Source organism: Nocardia iowensis, assembly GCF_019222765.1.
GTDB classification, from domain to species: domain Bacteria; phylum Actinomycetota; class Actinomycetes; order Mycobacteriales; family Mycobacteriaceae; genus Nocardia; species Nocardia iowensis.
The window spans coordinates 5,337,536-5,357,253 of the sequence record NZ_CP078145.1 but is presented as its reverse complement, the minus strand read 5'-3'; the positions used below and the strand labels follow the sequence as shown (position 1 = coordinate 5,357,253).

Sequence of the window (19,718 nt, the reverse complement as noted above, 5' to 3'; positions counted from 1 at the left end):
TACCTATCGGATTCCTAGCGTTGCCATCATGCACATCACAGCCCTGACCCTGTCCGCCCTGCTCGCCGTGGCGATGCTCCAGTCCGGAGTGATGAAATTCGTCCGCCCCGCGTGGATACGCCAATTCGCCGAAGCGGTCCACCTCACCACTTCCCAGCTCCATGTGCTCGGGAGCCTGCAGATCGCCGCGACGGTCGGGCTCATCTGGGGGATCTGGTTCCCGCCCTTCGCGATCGCCGCCGCGATCGGGCTGGTGCTCTACTTCGTCGGCGCGATCGTCGCCCACATCCGCACCGGCGACCGAAATATGTTGGGGGCCATGGTGTTCCTTACGTTCTCGATCGCGACGTCAATCGTGCTCGGTGTCGATGTGTTCCTCACCTGAGCGCAGAAGCCCCCGAGACGACAAGGAACATGTACTTACGAATCGGTCCGCGAACCATAGGCCAGTGCTGAAAGCCGAGCGCTCGTGCGCGACGCCTGGCTCGCCAGAGCCGAACATCCGATCTTGCGCCGTTGCCGCGTCAGGTGGGGCGGGCGACCTCCCAGGCGGCCTCGATCATCTGGAAGATTTCGTCCACCGTGGCCGGTGGATCATCCGCCGCACGGCCAAGCGAATAGGCGTCGATGACGAACCTCGCGAGCGCCCGGCATGCCGTTGTGGTCGGTGCCGGGTCGAGATCTGCGGCGATGGCAGTGGCCAGCGATTGCGCATAGCGCAGCCGCATCGACTCCTCGTACTCCCGTAGGGCGAGTGATTGGTTGATCATGCGCCAGATCGGAGCGGCGTCCTCGGATGCGCAGTGCCGCACCATGGCCTGGATCTCGCGCCGCAGCGCGGGGATGAGGGGCTCGTCCGCCGACCGGCCGGTGACCGCCCGGGTCAGTCGCTGTTCGAAGTTCTCTTCCTGCTCGAACACCAGGGCCTCTTTCGAGGCGAAGTGGGAGAAGAGCGTGGTGACGGCTACGTCGGCCTCGGCGGCCACGTCGCGGATGCCCACTTCGTCATATCCGCGTTCCAGAAACAGCCGCAGGGCGGTATCGGCGATCTTCTGGCGGGTCGCGGCCTTCTTTCGCTCGCGACGTCCGACGGTCGGCGCTGTCATGAGCTGATGCTATCAGGTGTTAATCAGTAACCGATGCAAGAAACTATCAGTTGCAAAACACTAACGGATAGGCTTATGTTCGAGGTATGAAAGCAGTGCGCTTCGCCGAGTACGGCGGCCCGGAGGTCCTGGAACTGGTAGAGGTGGCCGAACCCCATCCGGGTCCTGGTCAGATACGTGTCGCCGTGCGTGCGGCGGGGGTGAATCCGCACGATTGGCGGGTCCGCGAGGGTCAGTTCCAGCGGATCAACCCGATCCAGCTGCCCGCTGGCGTCGGCCAGGACGCGGCCGGTGTGGTGGACGAGGTCGGCCTCGGGGTCAGCGGCATTGCGGTGGGAGACTTTGTGTTCGGCCGCGGTTCGAGCACCTACGCCGAGTTCGCCGTCCTGTCCTCCTGGATGCGCCTGCCCGAGCAGTTGAGCTTCGCCGAAGCGGCCGGTTACCCGTCGGTGGTCGAAACCGCACTGCGGATCCTGCGCCTGGTCGGCGTCCAGCCGGGGCAGACGCTGCTGGTCAGCGGCGCGGCCGGCGGGGTCGGGTCGGCGGTGTTGCAGATCGCCCGCGACCGGGGAATCACGGTGATCGGCACCGCCGGGTCCGCGAACCAGGACTACGTGCGCAGCCTCGGCGCCCGCGCCACCACCTACGGCCCGGGCTGGGTCGAGCGGGTACGTGAGCTCGGCCGCGTCGATGCCGCACTGGACCTCAACGGCGCTGGCGTGCTCCGCGGACTGCTCGACCTGACCGGTGACCCGGACAAGGTGATCACCATCGCCGACCTCGAGGCCCCCATGCTCGGCATCCGCTTCGCAGGCGTCGGCGGCAACATGCCTGCGGCGCTGGCCGAGGCGGTCGACCTCATCACCCGCGGGAAACTCCGCATCCCGGTCGCCCAGTCCTACTCGCTCACCGAGGCCGCCGCCGCGCACGCGGACAGCCAGGCCGGACACACCCGCGGACGCCGGGTCCTGCTCGTCTGAGCCCGTCTCTCCAGGCGGGATGCCCGCCGAATACCTGCACACCTCAACCTATCGACCTGACCACTTCACCCCGCCGAGCCGGAACAACCGGCGCCGTCGCCTGCTCCAGGAGAAACGTGTATCGCCCCCGCATCGACACCGACATCGAGATGACGACCAGAGACGGCGTCGTCCTCGCCGGCGATCTATACCGCCCCGATGACGACGGCCGCTGGCCGGTCTTGCTGCACCGCACCCCGTACAACCGCAAGGATTCCTACCGGGTTTCCGGGATAGTCGCCGACCCGCTGTGGCTCGCCCGCCAAGGCTTCGCAGTGCTCGTCCAAGACACCCGTGGCCGGTTCGAATCCGGCGGCGAGTTCGACTTCATCACCCAGGAGTACAACGATTCCTCCGACGCGATCGACTGGGCCGCAACACAATTCTGGAGCGACGGCAACGTCGGGATCTACGGCTCGTCCTACCTCGGAATGGCCGTCCTGCAAGCCGTCGCCGCCCGCAACCCACACCTCAAAGCCGCTGTCGCGCTGGTCGCCACCGCCGACATGCACCACACCGCCCGACCGGGCGGAGTGTTCGAACTGGGCTTCCTCACCACCTACGCCCTCGTCTTGTGCCGCGAAGGCCTCGACCACACTTCCTTGGACGCAGGCGAGCAAGAGCAGGTTCGCAAGCTACTCACCGAAGCCTTTGCCGACCCCCGCGCCACCGTGAGCCGACTGCCGCTGACCGACATCAGCCCCCTCGACGACGACCGGATCGCGCCGTTCTGGACCGACTGGCTGCGCTCGCCCCACGACCCGTTCTGGGACCGGCCCACCCTGCTCACCGAACCCGAACGGGTCACCATCCCGTTCCTGCAGATCACCGGCTACCAGGACTTCACCAGCCCCACCCAGTTCCGGCTCGCCACCCAGCTGGCCGACAACGAGCACACCGGCCTCATCGCCGGACCATGGACCCACTTCGGCACTTACACCCCCTCCGGCCAGGTCGGTGCCCGCGTCCTGCCCAACGCCGGAGCCGGTGTGCCCACTTGGAATCCGGTACTCGCCGCGTTCTTCGACCGGCACCTGCGCGGCGGCGACGGCTCGGCCTACCCCACCGCCGACCGGTATCTGTCCGGACCAGGCCGGGTCACCTACTTCGTCGGCGGTTCGAACACCTGGGCACACGCACCCGCCTGGCCACCCGCGACGACCGTCGCGGAATGGGCCCTCACCTCCGGCGGCGACGCCCGCACCGCAACCGGCGATGGACTGCTCGCCCACCCAGGCGCGAAACACGAACCGACCTCCGCCATCTCCGACACCTTTACTGCCGATCCGCACGACCCGTTTCCCACTTACGGCGGAGCGATCACGATCGAAGGCGACGCCGCGGCGGCACCGCAGGGCATTCAGGACCAGCGCGCCGTCGACGGCCGCGTCGACCTGCTCGTCTACACCAGCGCACCGCTGACCGAGGACGTGATCATCGCCGGACAACCCGAGCTGGTCACCTTTCTCACCAGCAGCGCCCCGGATGCGGACGTGTGCGTCACGCTGGTCGACGTCGAGCCCGACGGTTTCGCGGGCAACGTGGCCGACGGCGCCCAGCGCGCCCGTTACCGCGACGGTGGCGACACCGACTGGCTCCGCCCCGAGCAGCCCGGTCGGGTGACCGTCACCCTCCACGACGTCGCGCACCGCTTCCGCGCCGGGCACCGCATCCGCGTGCAGATCGCCGGTTTCAGCTTCCCGCGCTACAGCCGAAACCTACACACCCGCACCATTCCCGAGTTCGGCACCCTCGATGAGGCCGTTGCCGCCCAGCACACCGTGCACCACGGTCCGACCGCCCCGTCCATGCTGCGCCTGCCGGTGCTCAGCTGACCGACCAGCTCAGAAAGAGCCCACGTTGTCCGAAATCGTCGTCATCGCCACCCTCCAAGCCAAACCAGGACGCGGCGCCGAACTACTCGCGCTGCTCTCCGCATTGATACCTCCGGTGCTCCGCAGCGAGCCCGGCCTAGAGCGTTACGCCTTCTATGTCGAACAAGGCTGCGACCCCCTCCGCGTCACCGTGATCGAGAAGTACGCCTCAGGCACCGACTTGACGGCACACAACAGCGGTGTTGTGGCTGGCTATCTGCCTCGGCTGCTCGATCTTGTCGACCCCGCACCCCACACCATCGAACTACGCCCGGCACCACTGACGTTCACCGTCAGCGAGACCGACGCCGCTCGGCTGACCATCTAGCACCGCCACCGACCCGACCGGCTTGGTGGGGGCGGACCCGCCGATCGGCGGGTCCGCCCCCGCTGATCGGCCCCAACACCGTCCCACCACAGCGGTTCGGAAGCTCGCGGTGGGACTGTGGGGTGAGCATCCCGTAGCTGAATGCCGCGTATTGTCGCGAGAACTTTGCCGCCGAGCCGCGTCCGGCCCGGAGAAACAGGAGTGAAACCATGCCCGGTATGAACCGGAACGGCGACACCCGCTCGACCGTTGTGAACCGACGCCGACTGCTCTTCGGCGTCCTCCCGGCCGCCGCCCTGATGGTCGGCTGCGGCGAGTCAGGTGCCGGCGCACGGACCGCATCACGACGGCTCGCGCTCATCTACAACGGCGCGCAGGGGTGCCCCGGATGCGCGCCCGCTGTAGCCGACCTGCTGCAAGGGGCACCGCACCCATTCGAGGTCAAATATGTCGGCCCCGGCACCGAGATACCCGTGAGCGCAGCCGCTTTGGCCGAAGCCCAACTCTACGTCCAGCCCGGCGGTGGCGCCGACCTCGAGGCGACCTGGCAGTCCCTGCGCGGCTCAGCCGGGCTGATCCGCGACTGGGTCCGCGACGGCGGCAGCTACCTTGGGTTGTGCTTCGGCGGCTACCTCGCTGGCCGCAACCCGGGCTTCGACCTGCTCCCCGGCGACACCAACGGCTACATCAATTCCCCAGGCGCCACGGTTCCCGACGCCCGCGACACCGTGGTACCGGTGGACTGGCAGGGCAAGCCCCGCCACATGTACTTCCAGGACGGGCCTGCCTTCTTCCTGGACGACGGCGCCGACGCCACCGTCCTGGCGACCTACCCCAACGGCACCGCCGCCGTCGTCGTCGCCCCCTACGGCAAAGGCAGGGTCGGGGTCAGCGGCCCACACCCGGAGGCCGACGAATCCTGGTATGCGGAAAAGGGATTGACCAACCCCGACGGCGTCCACTTCGACCTGGCCTACGAACTGATCGAAGCGACCGTCGGACGGCGCTGATCCCACCATTACCGGATCACGCACCGATCTCGATATCGGCGCTGCACCTCCGCCATCGCCGCGCCTGCCCGTGCGCTAGATCCGGTCGCCGCCTGCGCGGCAGCGGGAGGGCCGGGGCCGCCGCTCGCGTGCGGCGTACCAGGTCGCAGTACTGCTAGCCAGAGTGGCGAGCATCAGGGCCTCGATTTGGAAGGGTGTCGGCATCGCTCGGAAACCGGCCAAACCCGAAAACAACGCTGCGCACGCCGCAATCGCGACAGTGAGGGGTACGCGGCGGCGATGCAGCGCGGACGAATTATGCACCAGGTTCGCCGCATCCCGGTGCCGTATGCCGCCATACGCGTCGAGTTGAGCGTGCGAGAGAAGCGCCACCGCGGCGTGGTCCGGCTGGGGTGCCAGCGACCGCGACTCTACCAGCCACCGCGTTGCCGATCGTGGGACTACCGACGGTAGGCTATCTGCTGGGAGAACGTGTTTCAGATCTGGTATGCGGACCGATCATGGCGGCCACAGTTGACCGTCCGGTATTGCCGATTATTTGCCGTCAGAAGAGAGCGATGGTTGGGCCACGTCTTGGTTCGCGTACCAGGAATACATCCACCGGATCCTCGGTGCTTACGACGAATCCGTGCCGTTTGTACAACCGTCGAGCCGGGCTGCCCTGCAAGACATTTAGCCGCACCACGATGCCATCGCGGTCGCACTCCTCCAGCAGATGGCTCAGCACTGCCGCACCGATTCCGCTGCCTTGCAGATGAGACGCGAGGTAAAAGTGCTCGAGCCAGTGCGCATCCGCCGCCGGGCGCAACGCCACGCAACCGGCGAACTCACCACCGACTTCGATCACCCATGTGTGCTCCGCGACGAACTCATCCCGCAATCGCTGACGAACGCGCTGGCTGTCATATCGGCCGAGCCGGGTCAGATCCGCCCGAAGCACCACAGCCCGCAATTCGGCTATTGCCTCGACATCGGCCGATGTGGCCGGTCGAATCTCCCAGTCCGCCATGATCGCCAGGCTATCTCGCGCCGAAACGTACGCATCTGCCGCTGTACGCGCTAAGCGAAGCGGCCACTTCGCGGCGGTCGGCGGACCAGAGCTGTTGCAGCTCAGGACGTCCGCATCTGCCGATGTGCGGCTGACGGCACCGGGCGGGGCGGAGGCTTCGTAGTAGTCGACGGACAGAGCCAGTCCGCTTAGACCGTGTCTCACGTCGGTGTAGTTCGTTCTCCGTGCTGGCGCAGTTCTCGGGCCGTGTTGTCTTGGGCGGTGAGCAGGTCGTCGCCGTGGTCGAGAACCCAGGTGCCGAGCGCTTTCATGGGTCCGTCGACCAGACTTGCACCCAGACTGGTCAATCCGTAGTCGACGCGGGGTGGCGTCCGCGCGTACCTGCGGCGCTCGATCAGGCCGTAGCCGAGGAGGCGGCGCAACGCTTCGGTGAGGGCTTTGTCGCTGACACCGCCGATACCGGCCCGCAGTTCGCGGCGGCGGCGTGGCCCATCACGCAGCGCAGCCAACACGACGGGATCCCAGGTATGGGCGAACAGGTCGGTGGCTGCACGCAACCGGCAGTCCGCCACCAGCTGCTGGCGGTGGTCTTCGAAACCGCTCATCCCGCCATGATCACCCGTCCATTGTGCACCGATCGGTGCGTATCGGTTTCCCTACCGTAGCCGTCGTTCGGGCTACGAGATGAAGGAGCTACCGATGCGAATCGGGATTCTGGGAACGGGCATGCTGGCCAGCGCATTGGGAAGTCGCTGGACGCGGGCAGGCCATGAGATCGCTGTCGCCGGGCGATCATTGGCCAAGGCCCAGCAGGTCGCCGCGCGTCTGGGCGGCAGAGCACGAGCGTTGACCGTGCGGGAGGCGATTGTCGAAGTGGACGCAGTACTGCTGGCAGTCCCGTGGAGCGGTGTGGAAGACACTCTGTGCAGAGTCGAAGCCTTCACCGGGACACTGGCCGGCATGACGCTGATCGACCCGACCAATGCCGTGGACCACGGCGTCGGTGTCCTGCACACCCCACTCGGTAGGTCGGGTGCGCAGCGTGTTGCGGAACTAGCCCCTGGTGCGCATGTGGTGAAGGCATTCCACTTGTTTCCCGCCCAACAGTGGAGCGATCCAGCGAATCCTCCTGTGACGGTAGCGATCTGCGGAGACCACCCGGATGCCCTGCGCGTCACCGAGACCCTCGTCCGCGACGCCGGCGCTCACGCTGCCGTGCTGGGCCCGCTCGACCGCGCGCGGCAGCTGGAAGAAGCCGCAGGCTTTGTTATCGGCCTGGCCTTCAAAGGCTTCGACCCGCGTGCGGCAGTGCCACGCGTTCCAGCCACGCGATGACAGCAGCAGAGTAACCAGCGGATACTTCGCACCGGATTTCAACTGTTTGCCTCATCGGTTGTGCCGCATGATGTTCGAGTTGTGTCGAACAAGTTGTCCAAGTGTCTTGTGCCGGATGAACTGTGGCAGCTGACCGAGGCGCTGCTGCCGGAATTCTCCCTGCCAGTCGTGCGACATCTAGAGAACGACGAAAGCGCCCGACTCGCAAGACGAGTCGGGCGCTTTTAGCGCTTCGGGGGAACGCACTCTCATGCCGACGAGCGTGTATCCCGCGGGCACCCGGCTCGTCGGTCTGGTCGACCGGTTGGCAGCGGCCGACCAGCGGTCATCCGGCGGCGGTCCAGCCTCCGTCGACGGGGACGATTGCGCCGGTCATGTAGCTGGCGCGGTCACCGGCCAAGAAGGCGACCACCTCGGCGACTTCGATCGGGTCGGCCGTGCGGGCCATCGGCACCGCGTCACCCAGGGCGCGGATGGCGTCCGGGCTCACCACGGCGATCATCTTCGAGGAGCGCATCGGGCCGGGCGAAACGGCGTTGACGCGTACCTTCATGGGAGCGAATTCCGGGGCCCAGGCGCGAGTCAGGGATTCCAGCGCTGCCTTGGTAGCACCGTAGAGGGCCACGCCGGCCATACCGATCCCAGCGGCTGTCGAGGTGATGTTGACGATGCTGCCGCCGCCGTTGGCGGCCATCTTCGGTGCCAAGGCGGCGGTGAGGATGAAGGGCGCACGCACGTTGATGGCGAAGGTCTGTTCGTACACGTCCAAGTCCTGCTCGGCGGTCGGGCCGTTCGGCACGATGGCCGCGTTGTTGATCAGGATGTCGACGAGTCCGGCGTCGTCGGTGAGCTGGCGCACCGCTTGGCTGTCGGCCAGGTCGGTCTGGATGAACCGAGCCTGGCCGCCGAGGTCGTCGACGACTTGGGCACCGCGGTGCGGGTCGCGGCCGGTGATCACCACGTCCGCGCCGCCGGCCACCAAGATGGTGGCCACTGTGTGCCCGAGGCCGCCGATGGCGCCGGAGCCGGTGATCAGAGCCGTCTTTCCTTGGAAGTCCACGGGTGGGTCCTATCGTTGTTTCGGAGTGCGATGATCTTGCTTTGCCGCTGTCGGAGGTGCAGCGACACAACAACGCGGGCAACACCTTTCAACTCAAAGGCCGGGGGCACCTCTCATGGGCATGGTGCAGGATCGGGTAGCGGGGTGGCGGTGAAGACGTGCTGGGGGTCGTAGCGCTGTTTCGCGGCGATCGCGCGTGCCGCGTGCGAGCCATAGGCGTGGGCGACCTGGTCGTGCTGTTCTGGCAGAAGGAAGTTGGGGTAGCCGCCGGGCAGAGCATGCGGTTCCAGTGCGGTCCAGACGGTTGCGGCCCAGTTCCGGTACGCATCGGCGTCATCGCCGGGTCCGCGTCCGGCGGAGATCTCGATGACGACATGGTTGGTGCGCAAGCCGAAGGCGGTGTCGTCAGCGCCGACGCGGGTGGCGGCGCCGTGGAACTGCCGCAATCCGATTCCCGTTCCCGGCCCGGGGCGCTGCTCCGCCAAGCCGATGAGGAGATCGAGGATGCCGGGCGTCAGCGCCGCGACGGTACGAGTGCGCAGGTCCCAATGCAATCCGGTGGGGACAGCCTGGTCGAACTGCGTCAGCAGATCTTTCTGCGTGGCCGGGCCGACGGTGCTGGTGATCGGGGTACCGAGCCGCATGACCTCGGCGATAGCGGTTTCGGCGTGCCGTGGTTCGCCGGACCAGACGGGCACCGCGAGCAGACACGGCCCGATATCGGGGACGAAGGTGAATTCCAGCAAGACGGTCAAGCCTTCGGGAGCGTCCGTGACCAATTCCGCGTACCGGGTCGACACCGTCGCCGCTTGTTCCCAGGGGAACAGGATGATCCCGCCGACGAGACCGCGGTCGGGGTGGGTCCGGATGCACATTTCGGTGACGACACCGAAATTCCCGCCGCCGCCCCGCAGTGCCCAGAGCAGTTCGGGATCATCCTCGGTCGATACGAGTTGGCCGTCGGCGAGTACGACCTGTGCGCCGAGCAGGTTGTCGGCGGCGAGTCCGGCCGTGCCGAGTAGCAGGCCGTAGCCGCCGCCGAGGGTCAGACCTGCCATGCCGATCACCCCGGCGGTCCCGGTGGCGACATTCGCGCCGTGCCTCGCGACAGCTGCCACCACATCACCGGCCAGGCTTCCCCCGCCGGCTACCGCGTCGGCCCCGACGATCCGTACGTCGCGCATCGCTCCGAGGTCGATCACCAATCCGCCGTCGCGCAATGCCCGCCCGGCCCAGTCGTGACCTCCGCCGCGCACCGACACCCCGAGACCGAATTCCCGCGCCGCGGTGAGGGCTGTGGCGACCTCGGCGCTGCTGCGGGGCCGTACGACCAGGGCAGGCCGAGTGGTTACCGCGCCGTTCCATAACGTCACGGCCTCGGCATAGGCCGGATCACCCGGACCGAAGACGCGGTCGGCACGCAACCGCTCCCCGAGACGACGGGCCAGTTCATCGATCGCATTCGCGGAACGCACGGGATCCTCCCCGATGGTGTCGTAGTGACGGCGGCCTCACGGTGCCGAATGCTGTTCAGCCGCAGCCTGTTCGGCTGTTACAGACTAGGAGGTACGGTGCGGTCTAGGCTTGGACGGCAGTGCCATATCGATGGAAGATCCGTGCCATTCAGGAAGTGGGAAGAGCATGGCGGTCCCGAACGAGCCCGGATCCAGCGCGACGTTCGCCGCAGAGGCCACCGCTCCCGGCACCGCGGCAGCGCGTTTCGGCCGTTTCTGGCGCGAGTGGGAAGCACAACTGGGTAAGAAGCAGCCGACCCCCCACTTCGCACCAGGCAGCACCGGTGACTTCCAGATGAGCGCCCGTGCCGTCACGGCGCACGACGCGGTGATCGCCGATGTCCGCAGCGAGTCCCTCATCAGCACCTACACCAGCCCACCTCGCCAAGGCGACGAGCAGGTGCTGATGCACGTGGTCCGCCGCAACGCCTGGCGATTCGCCCGACCGCGCGAGGGTGAGCACACCGTCCCCGCAGGGCATTTCATGCTCCAACGCATGGGTCCACCCACCTTCGAGCAAGCGCGGCGCACCGCGGCGACGGTCCTGATCGTGCCCACAGCACCTCTGGCCCGTCTGATCCTGGACCGGCTGATCACCGGACCGGCATCCTCGGCCGAGATGCGGCTGCTGCTGGGGCAGTTGCAGTTGGTCGAGCAGACCGCCCGGGACCTCACCCCGGCTGGTGCGCTGGCCGCCCGCAATGCCCTGCTCGAGTTGGTCGAGGGGGTGCTGCGGCAGCAGGCGGACAGCACCGAGCCCCACCTCGGCCCCGCCCTGGCTCAGGCGGTGAAAGACCTCGCGGACAGCCGCCTCGCCGATCCGGACCTCTCGCCCTCGATGCTGGCTCGCGAACTCGGCGTCTCCGTGCGCACGCTGTACCGGGCATTCGCGGCGGTCGAGGACAGCGTCGCCGGTTACATCCGCCGCCGCAGGCTCGAACAGGCCAGCCTCGAACTCCTCAGCCCCGTGGGTCGACCGAGCATCTCGGAACTGGCCGCCCACTGGCACTTCGCCGACAGCAGCCATTTCATCCGCGCCTTCAAGAGTCAGTACGGCCGCACCCCCGCCGAGTTCGCCCAGACGGATACCGGCGATGAACCAGACACACACCCGTCCCGGAGAGCGTGATCCGTTCCTCGCCAAGCGGTTCGAACACGCCGAATCGCGGGCGGCGCCCCGGTCGAACCGCGCGCCCCGGCCGAACCTCTCGCGTGTGGTCCCTGGCTACTTGCTCGCCTCACGCCCACAGACACGCAACGAACTCGGCGACTACCTGGACCAACTACGACTCGACACCACCCGATTCGAAGAACAATGAACCCACGCCCGAGAAGCCGAGCGCCGCATCACAACCGATAGAAGACGAGGGCAGCACCCGGCCCAGACCTGGTATCCGGCAGATGCACGCCGGGGCCGAGCTGATCTTGCGAACGTCCTATATTGCCGCGACCGGCCGTTCGGAACCCAGGCCGCGGGCTCGGTCGGCGAGTGCACGCACGTGCTGCGGAGCGCGCGGCCTGCGGGTGAGATCTGCTGCGGCTCAAGACATCCGCGCCTGCCGGGTTGAGCCGCCAGCTGCAGCTGGACCAAGAGCGCCGAGCGCGCAGCAAGGTCACAGGGTCGGGCCGTAGGTCTCGATCAATGCCTACAGTGAAGAGGTGGCTGACTCTTTTCTCGCACCGGGGTCGCGAAATGTAGCCGGCCCGGGGTGGTTTCTGTGGTGGTTGGTGATCAGCCAGAAATGGCGGATCGCACTGGGGGCAACCTTGGGCACTATCTGGATGGTGTCACTCGCGGTCCCGCCTTATGTGTTGTCCCGGGCGATCGACGATGGACTGGTGGCCAGGGATCCGGTCGCGCTCGCGCGTTGGACCACAGCCGGTTTCGCTGTCGCCCTCGCGATCGCCGTTTCCGGCATCGCCCGGCATCGGACCATGACGAAGGTCAGCATGGACGCTGCCGATCGTGTCATCCGGGCGACGGTGCATCGCAGCGTATATCTCGGAAACTCGCTGGCGCGCACGCTGAGCGCGGGTGAGGTCACCACCATCGGTACAGCCGATATGCAGGTCATCGCGCAGTCGCTGACGATCACCGGGCCCGGTGTCGGCGCAGTGGTCGCCTATCTCATGGTCGCGGTTGTGCTGCTGTCGATCTCGCCGCTGCTCGCGCTGGTCGTGCTGGCCGGTGTGCCGTTGATCATCGGCACCGTGGTGCCGCTGTTGCGCCGGATCCAGCAGCGCGGCAGGGGATATCGGGACCATCAGGGCGCTTTGACCGAGCGGCTCGCCGACGTGCTCAACGGGCTCCGAGTTCTCAACGGACTGGGCGGCAAGGGGCGGTACGCGGCTCGTTTCCATCATGAGTCGCAGGTGCTCATCGCCAAGGGCGAGCGCGTCGGCGCCGTGGCCAGTTGGGTCGACGCCCTCGCCACCGGCTCGCCGATGTTGTTTCTGGCGATCGTCACCTGGCTGGCCGCCCGGATGACGGCCACCGAGGCGATCAGCGTCGGTGATCTGGTTGCCATCTACGGCTACACCGCCATGCTGATCGTGCCGGTCGGATTCCTCATCGAGGGTGGCAACAGCATTGCCCGCGCGCGGGTCGCGGCCGACCGGGTGGTCCGGCTGCTGCGGCTGAGTAACGAACACGACCATGATGAGATGACCGACACGGCACCGGAAGCTCCTGCGGCGCTGCGGGATCCGAGCTCCGGCGTGGCTGTACTGCCGGGCCTGTTCACCGCTCTCGCCTGCGCCACACCGGCGGACGGCGTCGGGATCGCCGACCGGCTCGGCCGGTTCGCACTCTCGAATGCGACCTGGGGCAGCGCCCGGATCGACGCGGTGGCGCTGAACTCGGTCCGATCACGAATCCTCGTCGCCGACAACGACGCTCACCTGTTCACCGGATCGGTCCGCGAGATCGTCGCGGGCCGCTACGACACGGACGACGAGCGTGTCTGCGCGGCGATCCATACCGCGGCCGCCGACGACATCATCGACGCGCTGCCGCAGGGGCTGGACGCCGTTGTCGGTCCCAAAGGCCACAACCTTTCCGGTGGGCAGCGGCAACGACTTCGGCTCGCCCGCGCCCTGTATGCCGCGCCCGAGGTGCTGCTCGCGGTCGAGCCTACCTCCGCGGTGGACGCACACACCGAGGCACGGATGGTGGCCAGGCTGGCCACCGCCCGCCACGGCACAACGACAGTTCTCGCCACTACCTCGCCGATCGTGCTGTACCGCGCCGACTTGGTGTACTACGTGGTCGGCGGCCGGGTCGCCGCCACCGGCACGCATCGGCAGTTGCTCGAAACCGAACCGGGTTACCGCCGCCTGGTCACGCGCGGCGCCGATGCCCAGGTGCTGCGATGACCACCCTGCTGCCGGTCGCAGCCGCGGCGCGCGTCCGGCGGGCCGCCTGGCAGGAAATACGCTCTGACCGAGCGCTTTTCAGCGCCGCCATGGTCGCGAATATCCTCGCCGCCGGGGCCGGACTGCTGATACCGCTGCTGCTTGGGCGCATTGTCGACGCGGTCACCGGCACGCCGGGGCGCGCAGTGCTCGCCGCGGTGGATCGGCTCGCCGTGGCGATCCTGGTCGTGACGGTGGTCCAGATCGTGCTGCTGCGTTACGCGCAGCTGCTCTGTTATCGCTTCGGCGAGCGCACGGCCGCCCGAATCCGCGAGCGGTTCCTCGACCGTACGCTCGCGTTGCCCGGCGCGCTGGTTGAGCACGCGACCACCGGGGATCTGATTACCCGCGGCACCGCGGACGTCAACGCCGTCGCCATCATGCTGCGCGGCATGGCGCCACAGCTCTTCCTGGCAGCCGTTCAGGTGGTGTTCCTCATAGTCGCGGTGCTGCTGCTCGATCCGATGCTCGGCGGTTTCGGACTGGGCGCGTTGGTCATCGCCGTTGTCGCACTGGGTGCTTATCTGCGTCGGGCCGAGGCTGCCTACCTGCGGCAGGCCACGGTCGCCGGGCAGGTCAACGAGGTGGTCACGACCACCGCGCAAGGAGCGCGGACCGTCGAGGCATTCGGGATGGCGCGACTACGGATCCAGGCGGCGGACTCCGCAATCACGGAGAGCCGGCAGGCGCGGCTGTCGACCCTGTGGCTGCGCACCCGGCTGTTCCCGGTGGTGGAGATCGCTTGCGCGCTACCGGTGGTCGGTGTGCTGCTGCTCGGCGGCTGGTTGCACCGCAACGACATGATCTCCCTGGGCGCCGTCGTCGCCGCAGCGCTTTACCTGCAGCGGCTGATCGATCCGCTGAACCTGTTCATGATGTGGCTGGACCAGATCCAAAGCGCCACGGCAGCATTCGCCAGAATCGAGGGTATCGCCGCAGCGGGAGGGCCGCGAGTCGAGCCGGATCCCGCGGTCATCGTCGAGCCTGCCGATGACCGAATCGTCTGTGCCGACGTGCATTTCGCCTACGAAAACGGCCGCGATGTCCTGCACGGCGTCGACCTCGATATCCGGCCTGGCGAACGGCTAGCCATTGTCGGGCCCTCCGGTGCAGGCAAATCCACCCTCGGCCGGCTACTCGCCGGGATCGAGGCACCCGACCGGGGTTCGATCACCATCGGCGGCGTGCCGATCGCCGGGCTCGCCCCGGATCGCCTGCGCCGTCAGATCATCCTGATCACTCAGGAACACCATGTCTTCCGCGACACGCTGCGCGAGAACCTGCGCCTGGCCGCCCCGACCGCCACCGACGCCGAGCTGGCCGCAGCGCTCGCGGCCGTAGGCGCGAGCTGGGCCGCGGAGCTTCCGGACGGTCCCGATACCGTGCTGGACGGTCGGCATCGGCTCGATGATGCGCAGGCACAGCAACTTTCGCTAGCCCGCGTGGTGCTGGCCGACCCGCACACGCTGATCCTGGACGAGGCCACCGCGATGCTCGATCCGACCACCGCCCGCGATACCGAACGTAGCCTGGCCGCCATCCTGTCCGGTCGCACGGTCATCGCCATCGCCCACCGCCTGCAAACCGCACACGACGCCGACCGTATCGCGGTCATGGAGAATGGCCGCATCGCTGAACTAGGCACCCACACCGAACTGCTCACCCGGGACGGTAGCTACGCCGCCCTCTGGCGCACCTGGCACGGCTGACCATGGGACACCACCCCCGACTCCTCGAAACGTCCTACTGCCGCAGGGCGCTCGGCCGGCGCTTGAGATCCGCCGTGGCTCAGCACATCCGCACATGCCGCATATCGCGTGTTCTCAGCCGGATTGATCGTGAAGGTAGGCGATCTTGGGGGTCCGGTCTCCGAGTGCCTGGTGCGGCCGCACGGTGTTGTAGAGGACACGGAAACGGTGGACCTCCATGTCCAAGGCATCACCGTCGGCGATGACACCGCGATACAAGTGCTCGTACTTCAGGGTGCCGAAGAACCGTTCGATCACACCGTTGGTCTGCGGGGACCGCACGCGGGTACGCACGTGCCGAAGCAGAAAATCGAAGCCGGTGAAGGCGGCCTTGAAGACCTCGCCACGGAAACACGAGCCGTTGTCGGAGACCACCGCGATCGGCGCCGATCCGATTGCCTGCCGAATCGCCGTCCGGCCCGAGGACCTCGGCCACGCCACGGTCGACGCGCAGGTCGTCCACACCGAGGACCCGCTCGGCTTCGGCGACGGCGAGCTGCAGGCATTTCAGGGCATCGTGGGCCACGCGCCGTGGTGGTCACGGTGATGGCCAGGCAGTATTTGGTGACGTAATCGATGACCGCGCAGATCCGCCAAATCCCTCCACCGCTGGTCTCGAACTCGCTGAATCGGTCTGCCACACCGCATTACGTCGCGTCGGTGGTTCCCGGAACACCTTGCGCCGCAACGCCGCCCACGACTTACGGTCCGCGCGAAAACCGCGCGGCAACAACAATCCACGACGACGTAGCGCCCGTTCGACCGTGGACGTCGACACCTCGAAACCGTCAGCGCGCATCAACGCCGCGATCTTGCGATGCCCCCACGCCGGCCACGCCTCGGCGTATCGCGCCGCGATCGCCTCGAACCGATCGAGTTGCGGTGACGGCCGCGGTCGGCGCCGCGGCTTGCCAGCACGGTGTCGGGCCAGGCGTCGGCGGTAGGTGCGTTCCGGGATTCCGGCCAGCGGCGCGAACCTCGAAACCGGCAACCGTTGTGCCGCTCTCAGGGCTTCGAGGTCGGTGAAGGGACACGCTCGACACCGCCGTACCGCTGGATCCGCAGCTGCACCGTGGCCTCGGCGAGGGCGAGTTTGAGCTGTTCGTTCTCGATCCGCAATCGCCGCTCCTCCGCCCCACCGCGGGCTCCGGCCGGACCGCTCGGGCGTGGTTCGAGGGCCTTCGTGCCTGCCTCGAGGAACGCTTGCTTCCACTTCGAGACCGCCACGCCAGACACCCCCGCCGCCGCGCGGCCTCGGACACGCTCATCTCCCCTCTGAGCACCGATAGGACGATCCGCACCTTGTCCTCGACCGGGATCCTCGACCTCGCCGACCGTGACATGGCGTCGCCTTCCTGGCTCATGGTTCGGGACCTTAAACCTGCCGAACCTGCCACATATGGTGACGCAGAAGACCGGGTTAGTACTCGAAATTATGTTCGAGTACTGGACCGACGAGTTCGCGTCGTCGTTGCGGCGGGTGGTTGATCCGCCGCAACGGGTGCTCGTTGACCTCGGTACCGCGATTCCCACCTACGCGCCGCTGCGCCGGGACTCGGTGCAGATGCGCGTCAAGGCTGCGGGCCTGAACACCTCGGAGACGGTACCGGGACTGCTCTACGCCTGGGCGCGCACCCGAGACGGTGCCTGGCTGGCGCTGGTCAGTTTCGCGGTCCCGACTGCCAACAACGCGGGGCGGATCGAGACACGGCAGTGGTGTCCAGCGCGGGCGCTGACGCGGGTGGAGTAATCGGCACTGCTGGACGGTTGGACCCGTTGAAGACATCAACCACGTCCTCGGCATCCTGCGCCTGCCCGCTGTCGGCTACCGCCGCGGCCATCACCCCGAAAAGGTGCTCGCGCGCATCACCGACATGTTGCAGGGGATCGACCCCGGCGAGCCCGACAGCGCTGAGATGTATACCGACCCTCGGGACTGAGAGCCGGACCGCCCGTACACTGCGTTGGGCGACAGCCGTTTCGGAAGCAGAGGGAGGCCGCAGTATGACCGCCACATCGAAACGACCCTTCCCCTTCCTGGGCCCGGCGTCGACCAGTGACGCCGAAGCAATCCGCGACAATGACTGGTCTGCCTTCCAACACCTGCCGACGGTCTACGACCATTGGTCGCTCAAACCGTGGTCGCCAGGCCAGGCAGGCTACTACTGGTATTTGACATTCTCCGATCCGGCGCTGGTCGAGCTGGCTTCCCACTGCCAAACTGAGCTCGCGCACGACGGCCTCGACCCCGTCCCCCTCGACGGACTGCACCTGACGATGCTCAACATCGGCCGGACCGACGACGTTACCGGGCACGAGCTCGCGCGCATCGCGGACGCTGGTCGTGTTGCCGTTGCCTCGGTCAAGCCGTTCCGGCTCAGCGTAGGGCCGCTGACTGGTTCGCGGAGCGCGCTGCGTTTCTCGGTCACTCCGTGGGACCAGCTGCTGGATCTGCACCGAAGGCTGCGCTCAGCCACCGCCCAACACCGGGACGGGAGCCGTCTGGCCGAAACAGCCGAGTTCAGACCACACCTCGGCGTCGGCTACCTCAACCGCAGACAGGACGCGCAGCAACTGATCAAGGACGTCAGCGAGCTACGTGAACTGCCGCCCGTCACCGTCCGCGTGCATGAGATCCATCTCGTCGAACTCCGGCGCGTCAATCGCGAGTACAAGTGGGAGAATCGCGCTGTCGTTGCGCTCGGGTGACTACAGCTCCGGCGCCGCGAATTCACGGGCTGCCGGTGCCCACTTCTCAAGCTCTTCGAGATACCCCTCTGATGCTCGTGTCGGGATAGCCCGCATTAGGGCGCCGAGGTCGTTCGCGCGCTGCCACACCGAGCGGATCGGGCGATCCTGAGACGCGGTCAAGGCCTCGATGCCCAGTTGCGCGGCCTGCTCGACGTCCCGGTTGTCTTCGCCGAGTAGCGCAGCCGCCATGTCCAAGCGAACCAGGGATCGACTCCATACCGAATCCGATTCGTCGATACGGTCCTGAACCTGCTGTCCGAAATCCAGCGCGCGGCGGTATTCACCGGCCGACAAGAACGCTGTGGCGGCGTTGGCCATCAGCCGAGCCTCGCCGTACGGCGTGAAGTCCAGCGCAGGGGTGAGGCCCAAACCAGTGCTCAATGTCCGAGCGGTATCCATCGCGGCGGCGATCGCTACTTCAACACCCGCGGTGTCCCCAACCTTGCCGAGGGCGCGCGCCAACCCGTTGGAATACAGCCGGATCGCCTGTGGCCCTTTACCCGCAAGGTCAAGTCCCTGGTAGGCGAAGCGGACGGCCGCAGCATAATCGCCTTCGTAGTAGGCGCAGAAGCTCTCTGTGCTGCGCACCCACGCTTGCAGGTCCGGGTCCCCGAGCATCTCAGCGATGGCGAATGCTTCACGGCAGTACATCTTCGCGTGCGCGAACCGACCTCGATTGACGGCCATATACGCCAGGACGCCGGACAGCCTCCCCGCCACCCCGTAGAGCTGGCGCAGTTGCATGGGGTGCCGCCGCTTCTGTAGCAGCGTTTCGATTTGCTGGCGTGAGGCGATCACCCCCGGCGCGAGCCGCCGCGGACCCTCTAGCTCGTACCGATCGACCACGTCATCCACAGCAAGGGAGAAGATCGTTACAGTGTCGCCGTCGGCATTCATCTCAGTAACGGACTGAAGCCGCCCAGCAATCTCGGTGGGGTTTTCGAACGGGTCCAATGCGACCGCCCTGTGCGCAGGTACTCCACCGCTCGCCAAGGCAGCCTGGAATCGGGCTAGCTGCGACTCATCGAGCCGGTTTAGTGTCGTGTCCATTGCCGCTGCGAAGCGGCCGCGCAGAAGGATCGTCTCGTGCCGGTTTTCCCACTTGACCACGGCTGCGAGAGTGACTCCGAGAATCTCTGCGAACTCCACCTGCGTGACGCGCAACGCAATCTCGCGCAGTAGTCGAACCTCTACGCCCGTCCAATGGGTCACGACCATTTGACCTACTCACTTTACGTGGCGAAGCGTGTGTGGAGAAGCGTATAAGTTCCGTATAACCTCCGTGGATTCATTGGGCAACCCACCGGCGCAATCGTTATGGGTGCACTCGGCGTCGGGGCGATGTCCGGGCCCCGACCAGGCAGGACCCTCCTCGACGCCGGGTGCGTACCAACCACACCACGCACCCGAGGGGTATCGCCCAATGCCCGTGACAACGATTGCCCTGGTCTTTGCTATCGCCTTCCCGTATCTGGGATGGCTGGTCTGGGCCATGGGACGACCTGCTCATCGACCGCCCGCCACGTCCGATGCGGCATTGTCCGCCGCTG

The 19,718-nt window shown here is 67.0% G+C and carries 21 protein-coding genes; 13 read left to right on the top strand and 8 right to left on the bottom strand.

All coding sequences use genetic code 11. The features are described 5' to 3' along the window. Positions 1-28 precede the first annotated feature (28 nt). Complete coding sequence (locus KV110_RS24600) at positions 29-385, top strand: DoxX family protein (protein WP_218469647.1); 357 nt, start codon at positions 29-31, stop codon at positions 383-385. 139 nt (positions 386-524) lie between these two features. Here KV110_RS24600 and KV110_RS24595 read toward each other — a convergent pair whose 3' ends face one another. Beyond that, on the bottom strand, positions 525-1,106 hold the full coding sequence (locus KV110_RS24595) for a TetR/AcrR family transcriptional regulator (protein WP_218469646.1): 582 nt from the start codon (positions 1,104-1,106) through the stop codon (positions 525-527). A gap of 86 nt (positions 1,107-1,192) precedes the next feature. On the opposite strand from KV110_RS24595, the gene KV110_RS24590 reads away from it, so the two are divergent. The 4 genes from KV110_RS24590 (at position 1,193) to KV110_RS24575 (ending at position 5,337) form a co-directional block, all read left to right on the top strand. After that, on the top strand, positions 1,193-2,086 hold the full coding sequence (locus KV110_RS24590; protein WP_218469645.1) for an NADP-dependent oxidoreductase: 894 nt from the start codon (positions 1,193-1,195) through the stop codon (positions 2,084-2,086). A gap of 116 nt (positions 2,087-2,202) precedes the next feature. Then, positions 2,203-3,960 carry a CocE/NonD family hydrolase gene (locus KV110_RS24585; RefSeq protein WP_218469644.1) on the top strand — a complete coding sequence of 586 codons (1,758 nt, stop codon included), beginning with the start codon at positions 2,203-2,205 and terminating at the stop codon, positions 3,958-3,960. 25 nt (positions 3,961-3,985) lie between these two features. Beyond that, the gene (locus KV110_RS24580; protein WP_218469643.1) at positions 3,986-4,327 is read left to right on the top strand and encodes a putative quinol monooxygenase; all 342 of its coding nucleotides are present in this window, start codon (positions 3,986-3,988) and stop codon (positions 4,325-4,327) included. Between the two features lie 218 nt (positions 4,328-4,545). Then, entirely contained in the window at positions 4,546-5,337 is a 792-nt protein-coding gene (locus KV110_RS24575; RefSeq protein ID WP_218469642.1) for a BPL-N domain-containing protein, read from the top strand. Positions 5,338-5,881: 544 nt separating this feature from the next. Here the strand turns inward: KV110_RS24575 and KV110_RS24570 are convergent. Further along, the gene (locus KV110_RS24570) at positions 5,882-6,346 is read right to left on the bottom strand and encodes a GNAT family N-acetyltransferase (RefSeq protein WP_218469641.1); all 465 of its coding nucleotides are present in this window, start codon (positions 6,344-6,346) and stop codon (positions 5,882-5,884) included. Positions 6,347-6,546: 200 nt separating this feature from the next. Beyond that, positions 6,547-6,951 carry a winged helix-turn-helix transcriptional regulator gene (locus KV110_RS24565; protein ID WP_218469640.1) on the bottom strand — a complete coding sequence of 135 codons (405 nt, stop codon included), beginning with the start codon at positions 6,949-6,951 and terminating at the stop codon, positions 6,547-6,549. A 79-nt stretch (positions 6,952-7,030) separates the two neighbouring features. Between KV110_RS24565 and KV110_RS24560 the strand changes: the two genes are divergently transcribed. After that, a complete protein-coding gene (locus KV110_RS24560; protein WP_393540474.1) occupies positions 7,031-7,681 on the top strand; it encodes an NADPH-dependent F420 reductase in 651 nt (216 codons plus the stop codon). Between the two features lie 325 nt (positions 7,682-8,006). Here KV110_RS24560 and KV110_RS24555 read toward each other — a convergent pair whose 3' ends face one another. Together KV110_RS24555 and KV110_RS24550 are read right to left on the bottom strand one after the other, a co-directional pair. Next, positions 8,007-8,741 (bottom strand): SDR family NAD(P)-dependent oxidoreductase, encoded by a 735-nt coding sequence (locus KV110_RS24555; RefSeq protein ID WP_218469638.1) that lies wholly within the window; start codon positions 8,739-8,741, stop codon positions 8,007-8,009. Between the two features lie 113 nt (positions 8,742-8,854). Next, positions 8,855-10,216, bottom strand: coding sequence for an FAD-binding oxidoreductase (locus KV110_RS24550; protein WP_218469637.1), 1,362 nt, complete (start codon positions 10,214-10,216; stop codon positions 8,855-8,857). A 166-nt stretch (positions 10,217-10,382) separates the two neighbouring features. Here KV110_RS24550 and KV110_RS24545 point away from each other — a divergent pair, with 166 nt between their 5' ends. The 4 genes from KV110_RS24545 (at position 10,383) to KV110_RS24530 (ending at position 15,378) form a co-directional block, all read left to right on the top strand. Further along, on the top strand, positions 10,383-11,384 hold the full coding sequence (locus KV110_RS24545) for a helix-turn-helix domain-containing protein (RefSeq protein WP_218469636.1): 1,002 nt from the start codon (positions 10,383-10,385) through the stop codon (positions 11,382-11,384). After that, positions 11,350-11,574, top strand: coding sequence for a hypothetical protein (locus tag KV110_RS24540; protein WP_218469635.1), 225 nt, complete (start codon positions 11,350-11,352; stop codon positions 11,572-11,574). The genes KV110_RS24545 and KV110_RS24540 overlap by 35 nt, the downstream gene beginning before the upstream one ends. A gap of 409 nt (positions 11,575-11,983) precedes the next feature. Then, on the top strand, positions 11,984-13,630 hold the full coding sequence (locus tag KV110_RS24535) for an ABC transporter ATP-binding protein (RefSeq protein WP_218469634.1): 1,647 nt from the start codon (positions 11,984-11,986) through the stop codon (positions 13,628-13,630). Next, positions 13,627-15,378, top strand: a complete 1,752-nt coding sequence (locus KV110_RS24530) for an ABC transporter ATP-binding protein (RefSeq protein ID WP_218469633.1) — start codon at positions 13,627-13,629, stop codon at positions 15,376-15,378. The genes KV110_RS24535 and KV110_RS24530 overlap by 4 nt, the downstream gene beginning before the upstream one ends. 114 nt (positions 15,379-15,492) lie before the next feature. Here KV110_RS24530 and KV110_RS24525 read toward each other — a convergent pair whose 3' ends face one another. Next, on the bottom strand, positions 15,493-15,711 hold the full coding sequence (locus KV110_RS24525; RefSeq protein WP_218469632.1) for an integrase core domain-containing protein: 219 nt from the start codon (positions 15,709-15,711) through the stop codon (positions 15,493-15,495). Between the two features lie 25 nt (positions 15,712-15,736). On the opposite strand from KV110_RS24525, the gene KV110_RS24520 reads away from it, so the two are divergent. Beyond that, complete coding sequence (locus KV110_RS24520; RefSeq protein ID WP_218469631.1) at positions 15,737-15,964, top strand: hypothetical protein; 228 nt, start codon at positions 15,737-15,739, stop codon at positions 15,962-15,964. A gap of 458 nt (positions 15,965-16,422) precedes the next feature. Here the strand turns inward: KV110_RS24520 and KV110_RS24515 are convergent, their stop codons facing one another. Next, a complete protein-coding gene (locus tag KV110_RS24515) occupies positions 16,423-16,644 on the bottom strand; it encodes a hypothetical protein (protein WP_218469630.1) in 222 nt (73 codons plus the stop codon). A 172-nt stretch (positions 16,645-16,816) separates the two neighbouring features. Between KV110_RS24515 and KV110_RS24510 the strand changes: the two genes are divergently transcribed. Continuing rightward, entirely contained in the window at positions 16,817-17,167 is a 351-nt protein-coding gene (locus KV110_RS24510) for a hypothetical protein (RefSeq protein ID WP_246633946.1), read from the top strand. Between the two features lie 254 nt (positions 17,168-17,421). Beyond that, entirely contained in the window at positions 17,422-18,126 is a 705-nt protein-coding gene (locus KV110_RS24505; protein WP_218469629.1) for a 2'-5' RNA ligase family protein, read from the top strand. Here the strand turns inward: KV110_RS24505 and KV110_RS24500 are convergent, their stop codons facing one another. Then, the gene (locus tag KV110_RS24500) at positions 18,127-19,386 is read right to left on the bottom strand and encodes a helix-turn-helix domain-containing protein (protein WP_218469628.1); all 1,260 of its coding nucleotides are present in this window, start codon (positions 19,384-19,386) and stop codon (positions 18,127-18,129) included. Positions 19,387-19,718: the final 332 nt, after the last annotated feature.

Excerpts from the sequence above, each read along its gene's own strand:
- KV110_RS24600 (WP_218469647.1), top strand. The coding sequence starts at position 29 with ATGCACATCACAGCCCTGACCCTGTCCGCCCTGCTCGCCGTGGCGATG.
- KV110_RS24595 (WP_218469646.1), bottom strand. The coding sequence starts at position 1,106 with ATGACAGCGCCGACCGTCGGACGTCGCGAGCGAAAGAAGGCCGCGACC.
- KV110_RS24590 (WP_218469645.1), top strand. The coding sequence starts at position 1,193 with ATGAAAGCAGTGCGCTTCGCCGAGTACGGCGGCCCGGAGGTCCTGGAA.
- KV110_RS24575 (WP_218469642.1), top strand. The coding sequence starts at position 4,546 with ATGAACCGGAACGGCGACACCCGCTCGACCGTTGTGAACCGACGCCGA.
- KV110_RS24570 (WP_218469641.1), bottom strand. The coding sequence starts at position 6,346 with ATGGCGGACTGGGAGATTCGACCGGCCACATCGGCCGATGTCGAGGCA.
- KV110_RS24565 (WP_218469640.1), bottom strand. The coding sequence starts at position 6,951 with ATGAGCGGTTTCGAAGACCACCGCCAGCAGCTGGTGGCGGACTGCCGG.
- KV110_RS24560 (WP_393540474.1), top strand. The coding sequence starts at position 7,031 with ATGAAGGAGCTACCGATGCGAATCGGGATTCTGGGAACGGGCATGCTG.
- KV110_RS24545 (WP_218469636.1), top strand. The coding sequence starts at position 10,383 with ATGGCGGTCCCGAACGAGCCCGGATCCAGCGCGACGTTCGCCGCAGAG.
- KV110_RS24540 (WP_218469635.1), top strand. The coding sequence starts at position 11,350 with ATGAACCAGACACACACCCGTCCCGGAGAGCGTGATCCGTTCCTCGCC.
- KV110_RS24530 (WP_218469633.1), top strand. The coding sequence starts at position 13,627 with ATGACCACCCTGCTGCCGGTCGCAGCCGCGGCGCGCGTCCGGCGGGCC.
- KV110_RS24510 (WP_246633946.1), top strand. The coding sequence starts at position 16,817 with ATGGTGACGCAGAAGACCGGGTTAGTACTCGAAATTATGTTCGAGTAC.
- KV110_RS24505 (WP_218469629.1), top strand. The coding sequence starts at position 17,422 with ATGACCGCCACATCGAAACGACCCTTCCCCTTCCTGGGCCCGGCGTCG.
- KV110_RS24500 (WP_218469628.1), bottom strand. The coding sequence starts at position 19,386 with ATGGTCGTGACCCATTGGACGGGCGTAGAGGTTCGACTACTGCGCGAG.